Annotated in this window: 17 protein-coding genes; 14 read left to right on the plus strand and 3 right to left on the minus strand. The window is 58.6% G+C overall.

Translation table 11 applies throughout. The annotated features are described in order from the left end of the window. Positions 1 to 108 precede the first annotated feature (108 nt). The gene (locus tag ACTHXA_RS01865) at positions 109 to 495 is read left to right on the plus strand and encodes a hypothetical protein (RefSeq protein ID WP_441668770.1); all 387 of its coding nucleotides are present in this window, start codon (positions 109 to 111) and stop codon (positions 493 to 495) included. Here ACTHXA_RS01865 and ACTHXA_RS01870 read toward each other — a convergent pair. The 3 genes from ACTHXA_RS01870 to ACTHXA_RS01880 are packed head-to-tail and all read right to left on the minus strand — an operon-like array spanning position 492 to position 2020. Continuing rightward, entirely contained in the window at positions 492 to 872 is a 381-nt protein-coding gene (locus ACTHXA_RS01870) for an AraC family ligand binding domain-containing protein (protein ID WP_441668772.1), read from the minus strand. The two genes, ACTHXA_RS01865 and ACTHXA_RS01870, sit on opposite strands and share 4 nt — an antisense overlap. A gap of 6 nt (positions 873 to 878) precedes the next feature. Then, positions 879 to 1559, minus strand: a complete 681-nt coding sequence (locus ACTHXA_RS01875) for an FUSC family protein (RefSeq protein ID WP_441668774.1) — start codon at positions 1557 to 1559, stop codon at positions 879 to 881. After that, complete coding sequence (locus ACTHXA_RS01880; protein WP_441668776.1) at positions 1541 to 2020, minus strand: hypothetical protein; 480 nt, start codon at positions 2018 to 2020, stop codon at positions 1541 to 1543. Before ACTHXA_RS01880 ends, ACTHXA_RS01875 begins: the two co-directional genes overlap by 19 nt. 452 nt (positions 2021 to 2472) lie before the next feature. Here ACTHXA_RS01880 and ACTHXA_RS01885 point away from each other — a divergent pair, with 452 nt between their 5' ends. From ACTHXA_RS01885 to ACTHXA_RS01945, 13 genes are all read left to right on the plus strand, one after another. Continuing rightward, positions 2473 to 3750, plus strand: coding sequence for a quaternary amine ABC transporter ATP-binding protein (locus ACTHXA_RS01885; protein ID WP_441668778.1), 1278 nt, complete (start codon positions 2473 to 2475; stop codon positions 3748 to 3750). Further along, entirely contained in the window at positions 3750 to 4676 is a 927-nt protein-coding gene (locus tag ACTHXA_RS01890; RefSeq protein WP_441668780.1) for an ABC transporter permease, read from the plus strand. The genes ACTHXA_RS01885 and ACTHXA_RS01890 overlap by 1 nt, the downstream gene beginning before the upstream one ends. Before the next feature lie 75 nt (positions 4677 to 4751). Beyond that, positions 4752 to 5651, plus strand: a complete 900-nt coding sequence (locus ACTHXA_RS01895; RefSeq protein ID WP_441668782.1) for a glycine betaine ABC transporter substrate-binding protein — start codon at positions 4752 to 4754, stop codon at positions 5649 to 5651. 238 nt (positions 5652 to 5889) lie between these two features. Continuing rightward, positions 5890 to 7257: a trigger factor gene (gene tig, locus ACTHXA_RS01900; RefSeq protein WP_441668784.1), complete on the plus strand. Its 1368-nt coding sequence runs from the start codon at positions 5890 to 5892 to the stop codon at positions 7255 to 7257. 159 nt (positions 7258 to 7416) lie between these two features. Beyond that, positions 7417 to 8043 carry an ATP-dependent Clp protease proteolytic subunit gene (locus ACTHXA_RS01905; protein WP_441669033.1) on the plus strand — a complete coding sequence of 209 codons (627 nt, stop codon included), beginning with the start codon at positions 7417 to 7419 and terminating at the stop codon, positions 8041 to 8043. 26 nt (positions 8044 to 8069) lie between these two features. Next, positions 8070 to 8750 carry an ATP-dependent Clp protease proteolytic subunit gene (locus ACTHXA_RS01910; protein WP_441668786.1) on the plus strand — a complete coding sequence of 227 codons (681 nt, stop codon included), beginning with the start codon at positions 8070 to 8072 and terminating at the stop codon, positions 8748 to 8750. 194 nt (positions 8751 to 8944) lie between these two features. Next, positions 8945 to 10018, plus strand: a complete 1074-nt coding sequence (locus tag ACTHXA_RS01915) for a LacI family DNA-binding transcriptional regulator (protein ID WP_441668788.1) — start codon at positions 8945 to 8947, stop codon at positions 10016 to 10018. Positions 10019 to 10114: 96 nt separating this feature from the next. Then, the gene (locus ACTHXA_RS01920; RefSeq protein WP_441668790.1) at positions 10115 to 11374 is read left to right on the plus strand and encodes an ABC transporter substrate-binding protein; all 1260 of its coding nucleotides are present in this window, start codon (positions 10115 to 10117) and stop codon (positions 11372 to 11374) included. Positions 11375 to 11553: 179 nt separating this feature from the next. Continuing rightward, positions 11554 to 12336, plus strand: a complete 783-nt coding sequence (locus tag ACTHXA_RS01925; RefSeq protein ID WP_441668792.1) for a carbohydrate ABC transporter permease — start codon at positions 11554 to 11556, stop codon at positions 12334 to 12336. A gap of 85 nt (positions 12337 to 12421) precedes the next feature. Then, a complete protein-coding gene (locus ACTHXA_RS01930; protein ID WP_441668794.1) occupies positions 12422 to 13159 on the plus strand; it encodes a carbohydrate ABC transporter permease in 738 nt (245 codons plus the stop codon). 89 nt (positions 13160 to 13248) lie between these two features. After that, the gene (locus ACTHXA_RS01935) at positions 13249 to 14046 is read left to right on the plus strand and encodes a glycerophosphodiester phosphodiesterase family protein (protein WP_441668796.1); all 798 of its coding nucleotides are present in this window, start codon (positions 13249 to 13251) and stop codon (positions 14044 to 14046) included. A 2-nt stretch (positions 14047 to 14048) separates the two neighbouring features. Beyond that, a complete protein-coding gene (locus ACTHXA_RS01940) occupies positions 14049 to 14906 on the plus strand; it encodes an inositol monophosphatase family protein (RefSeq protein WP_441668798.1) in 858 nt (285 codons plus the stop codon). A 61-nt stretch (positions 14907 to 14967) separates the two neighbouring features. After that, positions 14968 to 15699 (plus strand): glycerophosphodiester phosphodiesterase, encoded by a 732-nt coding sequence (locus ACTHXA_RS01945; protein ID WP_441668800.1) that lies wholly within the window; start codon positions 14968 to 14970, stop codon positions 15697 to 15699. Positions 15700 to 15711: the final 12 nt, after the last annotated feature.

Here is a 15711-nt window from a genome sequence, read left to right on the forward strand (position 1 = left end):
AAAGCGCGAGTGAACTTTTCCTCGTCTCCACACGACCTTGCATTAGAGTGGTTGCCGCTCTTCTAGTCGGAGAGCAGCCGCAAGTATCGAACCGCGAACGGAGTGACCATGCCATCATCTTTCGCGGAACTGCGTGAACTTGCCGAACTCGAACGAGAATCAATCATTGAGCAGCGCGTTCGCGGGGGAGAGGATCCGGCACAGATCTTTGCCGAGATCCCCGATACCGACGAATATCTCGTGTTGCTACTGCGCGATGACGCGTTGGAGGCTCGCGGGCTCACCGCAGAATACTCGCTCGCGCGTCTAGCCGAGCAAACGGCGCAGGAGGGTGCCGATGACCTCCGACGAACGGCCGATGGCATCGACGCGAAACTGTATCGGGCAATCGCGCGGCAGTACCCGCAACTCAGTCGGGCAGTGTGGCGGATGCTCGGCGAGGTCGAAGAGGAAGGCTCACTCATCGAGCCGAGTTACCGAAAGAACGTGGGTTAGTCGCCCTCTCTCACCGTGGGCATGAGAGGCTCAACCACACGCCGTTGATGCACGGTGAGGTAGGCGAGTCCCTGGGCTCCCGCCTGGTATCCGCGGAGCGAGCGTCGCGGCAGCCACACCAGTTGCCCCGGGCGAAGGCTAATCGGGCCACCTTCCGTGCGGAGCGTGCCGCTACCCGAGACCACCACGATGAGTGAATCAATCTCCGGTCCGGTGAAATCACCAATTTGCTCGTCAGCGGGCAATCGAATGAGATTCGAATCGAGATCTCGAGTCTCATCGGTGAGTTTCCAGACCGCACCTCGAGCATCCGCATCCACCTCATCGAGGATGCTGAGGTCGCCAATCACTCGCGGCTGATTCGTGTGCTTCATCATTCATTCCTATTCCTCGGGGATATCGGTGAGGTCGATTGCGCGCGTGGGCTGGACGCGTCCCAGGACCCATTTGCGCCAGGCCCAGGGGATCAGCACACAGATCATGCCGACCATTGAACCGATCACCGTTTCAATGGTGCGGTCCGTGAGCAATTGCAGCTTGTCGGGCTCACCACCGGTCCCCGATGTGGCCAGCAGCGTTGCGAGCAGCGCCAACGGTGTCGTCACGACGGCCGCAAGCATGTATTGGCGGGCAATGAAAAGTTCTGCGCAGCACTGCAGCACCGCGATGATAATGATCATGAGCCAGGGCTCGAGGTCGATAAGCAGCAGTAGCGACATCAGTCCGACCCCGAAGAAGGTGCCGATAATGCGCTGGAACCCGCGGCTCACTCGGTAGCTGGTGGAGTGGCCCACCAGCGGAACCACTGCAGCGACCATCGCCCAGTAGTTGTGTTCCATATTGATGACCGGTCCAAGCGCAGTTGCGATGGAGCCGGCAATTCCAGCGGCGACCACGTACCAGAGGCCCTCCAGCCAGATGACCTTACGTTCGGTCGCGGTGAAGGGCTCATCTGCGGGCCAGACGATTGGCTTTTGACGACCGGGGAAGATGATCCGTGCACTCAGTCCAATGAAGAGGGCGAACACCACGGTGGCGATGATCGTCAAGAACGAGTCGCGCAATGGCGGCTGCGTAGGAACGGAGGCAACCGCGGCAAAGGCAAAGATTTGAAAGAGCGATCCCGCGGGCGGAGTCGCCAAAATGCCGCGATCACCGAGACAATTCCGGCGACCAGCGTCGTGCAAGCAACGAGTGCCCAGGGGTTCTCGCGTTCAGAGACTCCGTAGTGCCCGGCCACAGTCGCGAGCAGCAAGACCACGGTCATGAGGAGCCCCGCTCGCAGCTGCATCTTCAACCGGGAGCCGTGGTCGAGGTTGCGACCGTAGATCGCGGTGAAAGCACCGAAGGATGCAAAAATCGCCAGGTCAATCCGGTCGATGAGCAGCAGGGCCAGCAGCGGGACGAAGACAGAAATGCCGCAACGAATTCCCACCTCGTGGTCACGATTCGCCGGAGCAATCGTGAAGAGCTGTGGAAAGGGGTTGATCTCGGCGAAGTGTGTTGCTGTGGTTCGCTTCGCCATTTCTTCCCCTCATTATTCGACATCGACAGTCCTATCATGACCACTTCGTTGCCGAAGATGAGGGGGTTATCGGCAAAGATTGTGAGTCAAGTTAACGATCTTGCAACAGTGGGTTTGAATGCGCACTCTGGCGCATGTTGCCGCGGATGTCGGTGACCTGGTGACGGTCAATATGGTGCGCAATCCGCGCAAATCCGCCGTTCTGAGCCCGAGGCGCGTTACCTCCCGGCGTAAGATTGAACCCTGGAGCTTCCCATGGGTGGCCTTGATTTTGGCTGCCGGAAAGGCCCGAATTTACTGATTTAGAGATGACCCCTGCCCGGATTCGGCGATTGATATTCCTCGCCGAAGTACGTAATTAGACCGAGAGTTACGACGACAGCCGCAGAGTCGTCATCACGTGAACTGTGACACCTCACCTCGAACGAGTCGAGATATCGAAGGAGTCTTCATTGACCACGACCGCTATTACCGTTGAGCATCTGTATAAGGTGTTCGGCAAAAATCCACGCGAAGGAGTCAAACGGCTCGAGCGTGGTGAAACCAGGGCAGATCTCGCACCGGCCTCGACTGCCGCAGTAGTTGACGCATCTTTCGAGGTGCGTACCGGCGAGATTTTTGTCGTTATGGGGCTCTCGGGTTCCGGAAAATCGACGCTCATCCGCATGCTGAATGGTCTGCTGGATTCGACCGCAGGGTCGATCAAAGTGCAGGGCACTGAGATTATCGGTGCCTCACCCGCCACCATGCGTGAAGTACGCCGAAATCAAATGTCGATGGTCTTCCAGCACTTCGCCCTCTTGCCGCACCGTACGGTGCTCGAGAATGTTGCCTTCGGGCTCGAGATCCAGGGCGTGAATCGTGCTGACCGCGAAGCACAGGCCCGACGAGTCCTCGAAACCGTGAGTCTTGACCAATGGGCGGAGAGCTACCCTGGCGAGCTGTCCGGCGGTATGCAGCAGCGTGTGGGTATTGCCCGCGCGCTGTGTGCCGAAACCGAGATTCTCCTTATGGATGAAGCGTTCAGCGCGCTTGACCCGCTCATCCGCCGTGAAATGCAAGAAGAGCTTGTCGAGATGCAGCAGCAGCTCGGCAAGACCATCGTGTTCATTACGCACGACCTCAACGAAGCAATGTTCCTCGGCGACCGTATCGCGGTGATGCGTGACGGCGCGATCGTACAGATCGGCAGCCCCGAGGAAATCCTCACCGAACCCGCCAATGACTACGTCGAACAGTTCGTTCAGGATGTCGACCGGTCGCGCGTGCTGACGGCCTCGGCAGTCATGCAGCCCGCCCGTGCGGTGCTCCCCGTCTCGGCAGGTATCGCCGGGGTGGAGAAGCTGATGCGTGAGCTGCAGGTGAGCGGCGTATTCCTGATCGAGAAGGGTCGCCTCGTCGCCACGGTGAACGAAGTGCAGATTGGCCGGGCGCGCCGCAAGGGTCAGCACGAACTCCAGGCAATCATGGATCGCGAGCTGATCACCGTCGGCCCCGATACCGTGCTCAACGAACTCTTTGAGCCATCGGTGGACACATCACTGCCGCTGCCGGTGATTGACCCCGAGGGTCGTCTGCTTGGGGTCGTGCCTCGAGTCGCACTGCTCAGCTCGATGACCACCACGACCGGTGCCATCGATCTTCCTGTAACCGTTGGCTACACCGACCCACAGATTCCGCTAGCGACCGCAAATATCGAAACGGTCACCGAAGGTGAGGGGGCGCACTAATGTTTGAAATTGACTTTGGCATCCCCTGGGGCCAATGGGTCGAGACAGCAACCCGCTGGATCGTCGACGTGTTCGGGATCGTCTTCGACGTCATCGGCGTCATCCTTGACGCCCCGTATGACTTCTTCTACATGATCTTGTCATTCGTGCCCAACTGGGTCGTGATGGCAATCGTCGTTGTCCTCGCAATCCTTGCGAAGGGAACTCGCGGCATCGTGCTCGCGATTGGAAGCGTCATCGGCATGCTCTTCATCGTATCGGTGGGCCAGTGGGACAACGCGATGCGGACGCTTTCGCTGGTCCTGGTGGCCAGTATCCTCGCACTGGTAATCGCGATACCCACCGGAATTTGGGCCGCAAAATCGGAGCGCGCATCCCGCGTGATTCGACCAATCCTCGACTTCTTCCAGACCATGCCCGCGATGGTGTATCTGATTCCCGCACTGCTGCTCTTCGGAGTCGGTGTGGTCCCAGGCATCTTCGCGACCGTGATCTTCTCGCTCCCGCCAGGTGTGCGAATGACCGAACTTGGCATCCGCGGAGTCGACAAGGAAGTGGTCGAAGCTGGCCGCGCCTTCGGCGCGACCCCCAACCGCATCCTGCGACAAATTGAACTGCCGCTTGCCCTGCCTTCAATCATGGCCGGGGTCAACCAGGTCATCATGCTCTCGCTGTCGATGGTTGTTATCGCCGGTATGGTCGGCGCGGCCGGCCTTGGCCAGCAGGTAACCCAGGCACTGCAGAGTATTGACCTCGCGCTCGGATTTGAAGCGGGCCTGTCGGTAGTGGTGATCGCGATGATCCTCGACCGCCTCACGGGTGGCATTGGCAAGAAGCGCAAGCGGGCTGCTGACTCCACTAAGTCGGCTGAACAAAAGGCCGAGCAAGACAATCAAGAGCAAACCGCTGCGCCCGTCACGGCCTAACGGACTCACTCACGAAACCCCACACATCCATTCACATCACTGAACTGAATGAAATAAGTAGAGAAGAAGGAACGAATGCGTAAGGGAACTTTCACAAAAATTGTGGCAATGGCTGGTGTCGCTGGCCTCGCCCTGACTGGATGCGCGGCCGATGGCGGCGGCGGAGACACGGTCGAGAACGGTGACGAAGCCGAGGTCACTATTGCGGTCTTCAACGGCTGGGACGAGGGCGTCGCGGTGAGCGAGCTCTGGAAGTACGTACTCGAGGGCGAGGGCTACACCGTCAACCTCGAATATGCTGACCCGGCACCGGTCTACACGGGACTCGCAGATGGTGACTACGACCTCACCCTGGACACCTGGCTGCCACTGACGCACGCCGAGTACGTGGAGGAATACGGCGAGAACATCGTTGACCTCGGTGCCTGGAACGAGGAAGCCTCGCTCACCATCGCGGTGAACGAGGATGCCCCAATCACCTCGCTCGCGGAACTCGCGGAGAACGCAGACCTGTTCAATAACGAGATCATCGGTATTGACCCGGGTGCCGGTCTCACCAAGACCACGCAGGAACAGGTCATCCCGACCTACGGTCTTGAGGACATGGAGTTCGTCATCTCCTCGACTCCGGGAATGCTCACGGAGCTTGAAGCTGCCACGGCTGCTGGCGAAAACATTGTCGTGACGCTGTGGCGTCCGCACTGGGCATACGACGAGTACCCTGTCCGTGACCTCGAAGACCCCGAAGGCACGCTGGGCGGTGCCGAAGGAATGCACAGCTTCTCGAGCAGCGACTTTGAAACCTCGCACCCGACCCTCGCGGGCTGGATGCAGAACTTCCAGATGGACTCGGAGACGCTCTACTCGCTCGAGAACGCCATGTTCAACGAGAACGAGTCGGACGACTACGGTCCCGCTGTTGAGCAGTGGGCCGGCGAAAACCAGGAGTTCATCGACGGTCTGACCGCCGAATAAGCACTCTTCGCAATGCGGGCGGGGCACTTCTTGGAAGTGCCCCGCCTTTGCGTTCCCAGGGCCACTGCATCCGTTTCTGAGTAATTCCGCGCGAAGATTAGGGACTGCAGGTCCGTAAGGCGTATCGTTAAGGTTTGTTTGTGTCTTGTCACGCCATTTTTAGGCTGATACGCATCGCCACAACTGATCGTCCGGTCGCCAAAATGTGGCGCCAACCAACCCGCAGGAGTACCCGCACGTGAAGACTTCGGTCGAAAAGATCAACCCGACGCACGCCAAGCTGACCATTAACGTGGCGCCGGAAGACCTCAAGCCCTACCTCGATGGCGCATACCGCACCATCGCGAACCAGGTGCAGATCCCTGGCTTCCGTAAGGGCAAAGTACCGAACCAGCTGATCGATCAGCGCGTCGGCCGCGAGGTTGTCCTGGACCAGGCCATCTCGGATGGGCTCGACTCGTTCTACCAGCAGGCGCTTGCTGAGAACGAACTCCAACCGCTTGGACGTCCGGAAGCGGACGTCACCGAGACCCCTGAGATTAAGGACTTCTCGGGCGACGTCGTGGTTGTCATCGATGTCGACATCCGCCCCGACGTTGAGATCAAGGACTGGAAGGGTCTCAAGATTGAGGTTGAGACCGCCGAGATCACCGATGAAGACATCGAAGCAGAACTGCAGACGCTCCGCGAGCGTTTCGGTACCCTCACCACTGTTGACCGCGCAATCGAGAACGGCGACTTCGCCACGATCGACATGGTCGCTAAGGTCAACGGCGAGGTAGTGGACGAGGCTAGCGGCCTCTCGCACGAGGTCGGCTCAGGCGAACTGCTCGAGGGCACCGACGAAGCAATCCTCACGCTCACCGCGGGTGAAGAAACCACCTTCAACTCGACCCTCCTGGGCGGCGACTACGCAGGCGAAGAAGCAGAAATCACCATCACCGTACAGTCGGTCAAGGAGCGCGAGCTTCCTGAGGTTGATGACGACTTCGCACAGCTTGCGAGTGAGTTCGACACGGTAGACGAGCTGCGCGAAGACCTCCGTGACCAGGCCGCGAAGACCAAGACCTTCGCCCAGGTCGACGAAGCTCGCAAGAAGGCTATCGAGATCCTCATCGAGCGCAATGAAGTTCCTGTGCCCGAACAGATGGTTGAGGATGAGGTCAAGCGCCACCTCGAGCAGGAAGGTAAGGAGCTCGACGACCCACACGGCGAAGAGGTCCGCGAAAGTGCGCAGCGCTCCTTCCAGCAGCAGGTCATCCTCGACGAGATCATCAAGGTGGAGGACGTCCAGGTTGAGCAGAACGAGTTCACCGAGTTCCTGTTCCAGCAGGCGCAGCAGTACGGTATCTCCCCGCAGGAGTTCGTCGAGGTCATGCAGCAGAACAACCAGATGCCGCAGATGATCGGTGAGGTTGCACGCTCGAAGGCAGTGCTGTACGTCCTTGAGGACGCTGAGGTCGTTGACGGCAACGGCAACGCGGTCGACATCTCCGAATTCACCGCGGTCGTGAAGCAGGCTCGCGAAAAGGCTGACGAAGCCGAAAACGCACCTGAAGAAGACGCCGAAGCGGCAGCAGAGCCTGCCGCCGAAGAAGCGAAGTAAATAAGACCCTGAGACCGGCCGGTTGACTGCGCGAAATGCGCGGCCAACCGGCCGGTCTCATCTCACGCCGAGGGCGAACAGGCCCCTAATATCAAGCTTGCCTCGGATAGATTCATTGCGACACCTGACGAAGGAGAAGTATCCGTGGCTGAACTGCAAATGCCAAACAGTGTCTTCGACCGACTCCTCAAAGACCGGATCATCTGGCTTGGTGAGGATGTCCGCGACGACAACTCGAACGAAATCTGCGCGAAGATGCTGTTGCTCTCCGCGGAGGACCCCGAGCGTGACATCTACCTGTACATCAACTCTCCCGGTGGTTCGGTCACCGCGGGTATGGCGATCTACGACACTATGCAGCTCGTTCCGAACGACATCGTGACCGTGGGTATCGGCATGGCCGCATCGATGGGGCAGCTGCTGCTCACCTCGGGCGCACCTGGAAAGCGCTACATCACGCCGAACGCTCGCGTGCTCATGCACCAGCCGCTCGGTGGTATTGGCGGTACCCAGTCCGACATCCAGCGTCAGGCACAGCTCATTCTTGACATGAAGCAGCGCCTCGCCGAGATCACCGCCTCGCGCACCGGCAAGTCGGTTGAGCAGATCCACGAAGACGGTGACCGCGACCGCTGGTTCGATGCCGAAGAAGCACTCGAATACGGTTTTGTTGACCACATCTCCGACACAGCAACGAGCGTTGTTGGCGGTGGTGGCACCGACCGTCGCATCTCCGACAAGCCTGATGAGGCATCGGGTAACGGCTCAGACGAGTCGGACAAGTAGGCGTCGAGGAACGAAGGAATAGCACTATGTTGAATCTCCCCACCGGCCCGATTGTCCCCGCCGGAATCTCCCGCGACCCAGCCGTGGAATCGCGTTACATTCTCCCTTCCTTTGAAGAGCGCACCGCATACGGTTTCAAGCGTCAGGACCCCTACGCGAAGCTCTTCGAAGACCGCATCGTCTTCCTCGGCGTGCAGATCGACGATGCTTCCGCGGATGACGTCATGGCGCAGCTGCTCGTGCTTGAGTCGCAGGACCCTGACCGTGACATCACGATGTACATCAACTCACCGGGTGGCTCGTTCACCGCGATGACGGCGATCTACGACACGATGCAGTACATTCGCCCCGAGGTGCAGACCGTGTGCCTCGGCCAGGCTGCCTCCGCTGCTGCGGTGCTGCTTGCTGCCGGCCAGCCCGGGAAGCGACTCGCACTCCCGAACGCTCGCGTGCTCATCCACCAGCCGTCTTCGGGCGGCGGGAGCCAGGGCCAGGCTTCGGATATCGAGATTCAGGCTCGCGAGGTACTCCGGATGCGCGAGTGGCTCGAAGAGGCACTCGCTGCACACTCGGGCAAGGATCAGGACGATATCTCGAAGGACATCGAGCGCGACAAGATCCTGTCGGCGACCGAGGCCCTTGAATACGGTCTGATCGACCAGGTGCTGACGAGCCGTAAGGGCGCTCAGCCGGTCATCGTCGATTAGTCGGTCGCGCACTCCGACGCATCCCACAATAGGCGGCCTTGTACCAAGTTGGTTCGAGGCCGCCCGTTTGTTGCCTATCGTGCTGGCAGTCGAGCATCGATTATTCGTGGTAGTGAGTGGGTGTCACGGAAGCGCGGCTAGCCTCGTCTGGCATTCTTAACCCCATGATGAGGCCGCCAAATGAAGATCCGCACGTGAGTGGTTTGAATCAGCGTGGTGTCGCTGAGTCAAGTATTCACGGGGATAAACCGTGGCGCCGAGCGACGATCATTGATGTGGCGAAAGCCGCAAACGTATCGAAGTCGACTGTGTCACTTGCACTACAAGGCAGTACTCTGATTCTGCCTGAAACTATCGACCGAGTGAACGAAGCGGCGCGCGAGGTCGGCTACGTGCGAAACGAGTCAGCCCGCAAACTCGCATCAAAGGCGCAGCGCACACTCGGGTTTTTCGTACGCGACGTGTATGAGCCAGTTTACGGGGCCATGCACCGAGCAGTTCAAGCGGCGTGCGATGCTCGGGGCATCGAGCTGCTCTCCACTACGATCGGCGCCAAGACCGATCCGGAGCGCGAATTGCAGTCGCTGCAGAAACTCGTTGGCTCGGGGATCTCGGCGCTCATTGTAGGTTCGGGCACGAACAATCCCGAAGACCTCAAGCGCCTCGGTCGACTCTTGCCTATCGTAATTGCGGGGCGCCCCCAGCGTGTCGACGGACTCATCAGTGTCGGCAACGACGAGGAGACCAACGGTCGAACCGCGGTCGATATTCTAGCGGGTCAGGGCCACCGGAGAATATTGCTGTTGCGAGTCGCGCACGAAGGGTCGTACTCGATCGCCCTACGGTTGTCGGCCGCACGCGAGCGGATGCGGGAGCTCGGGCTGGAGCTTGTGGACCTCGAACTTCCGACGGGGCAGCTAAATGAGATCGGCGAAGCTCTGGGACCCCAGTTCGGCCCGGTAGAACGGCCAACCGCCATTTTGTGCCGCTCAGATGCTATGGCGATGGATGCTCTGCGGTGGCTGCGTGCCAACTCCATCCGCTCGCCGCGAGATGTCTCCGTCATCGGGTTCGGCGGATGGACGCTGGGACTCGACCTCATTGGACTCTCAACGGTCGAGCTAGCCGTAGACCTCGTCGCGGAAGAAGCGGTGTACTGGGGGGATCGGCTGATGCGTGGAACGACAGCTGAATCCACATTGCTCTCGTTGATTCCCGGCAAGTACCAGGAAAACGGATCCATTGGACCCGCAGCCGTTCACGAATAGTCTTTAGGCCGTTTGCCGGTCATTCACGTGCCACAGCTATTTTCTAAGCATTGGAACGTTCCCATGAACGGGAGCTTCGATTGCAAAGGAGAGAACATGCTCAAGAAGACTGGTGCAATCGCTGCGGTCGCTGCCGTGGCGACATTGGTGCTGAGCGGTTGCAGCGGCTCAATGGCGGGGGAGAGCGGCGGGACCACGAACCTCAGCGTGATGATCTGGGATGCTAATCAGCAGGCCGGCGTGCAGAACGCAATCGACGGATTCACCGCGGCACATCCCGGGTATAACGTCACGCTCGAACTCGTACCGGACGACCAGTATTACACCAAGCTCGACGCATCGCTTGGCGCTCAGTCCGGTCCCGATGTCATGTGGCAGAGTTCCAAGGTCACAGACTACGTCGAAGGTGGTGCCCTCGAACCGCTGGATGAGTACATCGTTCAGTCGAACCTCGATATCGAGCAGTTCGATGAGACGATCACGAGCCTCTACAACTTCGACGGCGTGCAGTATGGCATCCCGAAAGATATGGACACATGGCTGTTCCTCTACAACGCGGAGACGTTCCGTGAACTCGGTATCGAAGAGCCGACCGACGATTGGACTTGGGACGACATGCTCGACGTCGCGGAGGAGATCAAGGAAAAGTCTGGAGACTCCGAAACTGCGGTTTACTACAACAGCTCCATGTGGAACGGTATTGCGACGCTGGTCGAGCAACTCGGTGGTCACGTAGTTTCCGAGGACGGCCCGACCGCGACGCTCGACTCTCCCGAAGGCCGTGAAGCTTTTGAAATGATCATGGACTTGGTGGATCGAGGTCTGGCGCCCGACCTTTCGGAGCAGGCGGACTTTGACCCGCTCACTGCTCTGATGTCGGGGAACCTCGCCATGTCGGCAGTCCCATCATGGCACGTCAGCGCGGTTGCGCAGGCCGACGGCGAATTCAATGCAGTGCGGTTCCCTTCGGTAAACGGGTCGTATGTAACGGACTCGAACGGACTGAGCTACGTTATGAACGCGTACTCCAAGAACAAGGAGGGCGCATGGGAACTCATCGAGTACCTCACCTCTGTTGAGGGCGCGGAAAAGCATGCGGAAGCGGGTGGGGCGCTGCCTGCAATCCCTGAAGCGCAGGGAGCGTGGATCGGCGCGAACAACGCCATCGGCAACATCGAGGTGGTTGAAAATGCTGCCGAAAACATCTTCCTGCGCCCGTCCACGGCTTATCCTGCGGCGCGGGAGGGCGTGGATAAGGCGAACAATACCGTCATTCCACAGATTTGGTCTAAGCAGATCAGCATCGACGACGGGGTCAAGCAGATCAACGATCTTATCCAGGCCGCACTCCAATGACGTCTGTAACCTCCGCCACTGCTGACACCCGTACGGCTGACAACCGTGCGGGTGCCCGCCAGCTCCGAAAGCCGGGATACTCCAGAAAACGGAACATACTACCGGGGATCATTTTTCTCATACCGTTGTTGAGCGGGCTCGTTGTGTTCAAAGCATATGGGTTTGGGCTCAATTTCTGGATGTCGTTCACGGAAGCAGGCGCGTTCGGCCCCGCAGAGTACATCGGCTTGGAGAATTACTCAGAGCTCGTCGGTGACTCCACTTTCCATCAGGCGATCATCAATACCTTGAAATTCGTCGCATTGGGAGTGCCTGCCATTGTGGTGGTCTCGCTCGGCGCTGCGTTGCTGCTCAACATGAAGATCAAGCACATCGGTGCATTTCGCACAATCCTGTTCTTGCCTGCCGTCACGTTGCCTGTTGTTCTATTCATGGCATTCGGCTGGATGTTCAACACCGACTACGGAATAGTCAACGGATTCGTGCAGATGCTCGGGGGCGAGCCGGTGAACTGGTTCGGTTCGAATGTCGGCGTCACCACCGTTTTTATCGTTGTGATGACGTATTCGAGCTTCTCAGTTCCAATGCTCGTGATTCTTTCGGGACTCACGCAGATTCCAGAGGCCTATTTTGAAGCTGCCGAAATCGACGGCGCAACACCGTGGCAGGTGTTCTTGCATATCAAGTTGCCATTGCTCACCCCATCGATTTTCTACGTCGCTACGACCAACATCATTTCGATGTTCCAGATGTTCAGCCTCGTCTACATCATGTTGCCCGAAAGCTCCGCTGGCATGCAGTACGGGCAAACGATCGTCCACTACTACTACCAGCATGCGTTCGTGTATTCGGGTGGCCGTGGGTACGCAGCAGCGTTGTCGATCGCACTATTCTTCATGATTCTGGTCATTACTGCGATCACCTTCCGACTCCAGAAATACTGGGTCGTCTACGACAAGTGAGTGCACCATGAAAACCAAAACCGGTCTGTGGGCCAGAATCGCGCTCACCGTTGTCGCAATCATTACATTGGCTCCGTTCGCATGGATGGTGCTCAGCGCATTCAAGACGTTCGCTGAGACCATGATGGCGCCGCCCACCCTGATTCCCCAGGATCCAACGCTCGACAACTTCGCCGCAGTGGTGGAACGGATTCCCTTCTTCACGCTTCTGTGGAACACGATCATCGTGTCTGCAGCGGACGTCGTGCTGACGGTGCTGATTGCTTCGATGGCTGCGTATGCGCTAGGCGTCCTCGACCTGCCCGGAAAAAACGTGATACTGGTGGCACTTCTCGCGATCATGATGGTCCCGGGCGAGATCTTCATGATCCCTCAGTACCAAATCATTGCGGCCATGGGCCTGACAGACACACTAGTCGCCCTCGTACTGCCGTCAGTCTTCTCGGTGTTCGGCGCCTTCCTGATGATGCAGACTTTCTCGTCCATTCCGAAGGAACTCACGGAGGCGGCGACACTCGACGGTGCCGGACACTTCACGATCTTCTTCCGGATCATGCTGCCTAACGCGAAGGGTGGAATGACCGCGCTCGGGGTCATCACGCTGTTGGGAAGCTGGACGAGCTTGCTCTGGCCGATTGTCGTGAACCAATCACTCGACAAACTGACCCTTGGTCCAGGCCTGGCCATGCTTCAAGGGTCGTTCTTCACTGAGAGCAACTTGATGATGGCGGCTGGCGTAATGGCCGCGATTCCAATGATCTTTTTCTTCTTCCTGATCCAACGCCAGTTTATTCAGGGGATCACGCAGAGCGGTATCAAATGACGAACTTGCGCACTCACCTCGGATCACCACGGCACAGGATAATGAATCAAATGCTTGCTGACCGGGCAACCTCGCACTACCCATTGGTCATGGTTCATCGCGGATCAGCCAAAGGCAGCGTCGCAGAGAACACCATCAAGGCAGTACAGGCGGCTCAGGCACATGGCGGTGACATTTTTGAGATCGATGTGGTAGCCTCGACTGACGGGGACTTCTTCGTGTTCCACGATGGATACGAAGGGCTGCACTTCGGCATCGATAAGCGAATCACTGAACTCTCTACAGTAGAAATTCGAGCATTGACCTATCGATGGAGTGATGCGCGTCCGGGTGCGTATCCAGTCGTTCGTCTTGACGACATGCTCGATCGTTTTGCGGAGTCGTTCTTCGCCATCGATCGTTCGTGGCGGTGGTGGCCGCAGGTGTTGGATTTCTTAGCCGCGCGCGGTCACACTGAACGGCTAATGCTGAAGAGCTTCATGGACGAACAGTCGTTAAAGGATCTGGCAGCGCATCCGGTCAAGTTTCCATTCCTGCCGATCGTGAAGACGCCCGAGCAAGTCGAGCGAGTTCTTGGCGATGAAGGTCTGAATACGGTCGCACTTGAGTTGATTGCGTCGTCGATCGACCACCCGTTCACGGATGTGGGATACCTGCGAGAACTTCAGGCTCGAGGTGTGTTGCTGGTCGGCAATGCATTAACACTTGCAAATGGTTCCACGCTGTACGCCGGTTACGACGACGACCGGTCCATCACCGAGGGCCCGGAGGCGGGTTGGGGTGTGCTATATGACAAAGGATTCGACGTGATCCAAACCGATTGGCCAGGCCTGGTCGTAGCGTTTCTGCGATCGCGCGCTCGAAAATCAATGAACGAAGGGAAGTAGCGATGTCTACTCCAATAAAAGGGGTCCACATCCAGGATGCCATTGAGGAACTGGCGATCCGGGCGGCTCGGGCTTGCGGACGGTTCATCTTCGATGAACGCCCGGAACACGTCGACGTTGCGGCCACCAAATCGAGCGCAACCGATGTAGTCACTGAAATGGATCGTGCGGGTGAGGCTCTCATCCGAGAAGTGATTCTTGCGAATCGTCCTCGGGACGGCTTTCTAGGGGAGGAAGGCAACGAGGTCGTCGGTGACTCGGGCATCACATGGGTTGTCGACCCGATCGATGGGACAGTCAACTATCTCTACGACATCCCGTCGTTCGCCGTATCGGTCGCGGCTGTCGAAGGCTCTCCGTCTGTGGACGGTGACTGGCGGCCGCTCGTCGGGGTGGTGCTCAACCCTGTGCTAGATGAGATGTACGTCGCATCCCGGGGGCGCGGTGCCTGGTTGGCGATCGCGGGTACACGCCGCGCACTCATGATCACGGAAGTAGATCAATCGCAGGCGCTCATCGCCACTGGGTTCAATTACACCCGAGACACTCGCGAGTGGCAGGGGCGGGTAGTGTCCGAATTGCTCCCGAATGTGCGCGATGTCCGACGTATGGGTTCTGCGGCACTGGATCTGTGCCACGTCGCGTCCGGGCGAGTCAACGCCTCGTACGAGTCGTGCTTGCACGCTTGGGACTTCGCTGCAGGATGGCTCATCGTCGAGGAGTCTGGCGGTGTTGTCCGCGGACTCGATGGCGGACGACCAAGCCCGGACCTTGTGCTCGCCGGCCCTGAGTCACTAGTGGCCGAACTCGCTCGCATGATCGTTCCATCGACGCGAAGGGCATTCCGTCCGTATGAATGACCACCGAGACTTTCCTCACGTCCGAAACCATCAACGTTATTGCTCCATGAAAGGGGCATGAATGCCCGTCCTACACGAACAGTTCCTGCTCACCGCCCATCGCGGGGCCGTCGACCGTGCGCCAGAGAATACGCTCTTGGCATTCCAGGAGGCCGAAAAGCTGGGCATTGCCGAATCAGAACTTGATGTCCGTTTGTCGGCGGACGGCGTGCTCATCATCGGCCATGATTACACGACCGAGAACCTCGCGTTCACGGGTGAAGTCCGAGCTCCGATGTCGGAACTCACCTTTGCCGAACTCCAACGGCTTGATTTAGGGCTTGGACAAACGGTACCGAGCTTTGACGAGGTCATGAACGGCACATCGTCATTGCTCCAGGTGGAAATCAAGGATCGCGGCGCTGCCCGTGCTCTTGCACACTTCATGCGGGGGAGGAGTGAACGGGACCGTGCTCGTTGCATGGTGACCAGTTTCGACCCGTTCGCCCTCTCCGAATTCCAATCGCATGCGCAGGAGATGCCCCGAGGAACTGGGCTATTAATCTGGTCGCTCGATTCAGATTGGCGGTACGCAGCTGAATCGCTGGGGGTTCGTAACCTGCTCCTGCACTGGCCAGGGCTCACGCGTGAGCGGGTACGTATGCTCCAAGACGAGGGATATCGCGTCTGTTCGTCCATGTACAACTCAGCAGCTGACCTCCGCCGCATCATCGAGACCGGGGTCGAGGGCAGCAGCACCGATCGACCGGCCTATGCCAAGAAATTGATCGAATCTGTGTCACAACGAGCCTGATGAGGTGGCAGC

Source organism: Gulosibacter sp., assembly GCF_052090685.1.
Lineage (GTDB): Bacteria > Actinomycetota > Actinomycetes > Actinomycetales > Microbacteriaceae > Gulosibacter.

Coding starts and splice junctions, on each gene's coding strand:
- ACTHXA_RS01930 (WP_441668794.1), top strand. CDS start 12,422: ATGGTGCTCAGCGCATTCAAGACGTTCGCTGAGACCATGATGGCGCCG.
- ACTHXA_RS01895 (WP_441668782.1), top strand. CDS start 4,752: ATGCGTAAGGGAACTTTCACAAAAATTGTGGCAATGGCTGGTGTCGCT.
- ACTHXA_RS01945 (WP_441668800.1), top strand. CDS start 14,968: ATGCCCGTCCTACACGAACAGTTCCTGCTCACCGCCCATCGCGGGGCC.
- ACTHXA_RS01935 (WP_441668796.1), top strand. CDS start 13,249: ATGGTTCATCGCGGATCAGCCAAAGGCAGCGTCGCAGAGAACACCATC.
- ACTHXA_RS01905 (WP_441669033.1), top strand. CDS start 7,417: ATGCCAAACAGTGTCTTCGACCGACTCCTCAAAGACCGGATCATCTGG.
- ACTHXA_RS01880 (WP_441668776.1), bottom strand. CDS start 2,020: ATGGCGAAGCGAACCACAGCAACACACTTCGCCGAGATCAACCCCTTT.
- ACTHXA_RS01870 (WP_441668772.1), bottom strand. CDS start 872: ATGATGAAGCACACGAATCAGCCGCGAGTGATTGGCGACCTCAGCATC.
- ACTHXA_RS01940 (WP_441668798.1), top strand. CDS start 14,049: ATGTCTACTCCAATAAAAGGGGTCCACATCCAGGATGCCATTGAGGAA.
- ACTHXA_RS01920 (WP_441668790.1), top strand. CDS start 10,115: ATGCTCAAGAAGACTGGTGCAATCGCTGCGGTCGCTGCCGTGGCGACA.
- ACTHXA_RS01865 (WP_441668770.1), top strand. CDS start 109: ATGCCATCATCTTTCGCGGAACTGCGTGAACTTGCCGAACTCGAACGA.
- ACTHXA_RS01925 (WP_441668792.1), top strand. CDS start 11,554: ATGTCGTTCACGGAAGCAGGCGCGTTCGGCCCCGCAGAGTACATCGGC.
- ACTHXA_RS01890 (WP_441668780.1), top strand. CDS start 3,750: ATGTTTGAAATTGACTTTGGCATCCCCTGGGGCCAATGGGTCGAGACA.
- ACTHXA_RS01910 (WP_441668786.1), top strand. CDS start 8,070: ATGTTGAATCTCCCCACCGGCCCGATTGTCCCCGCCGGAATCTCCCGC.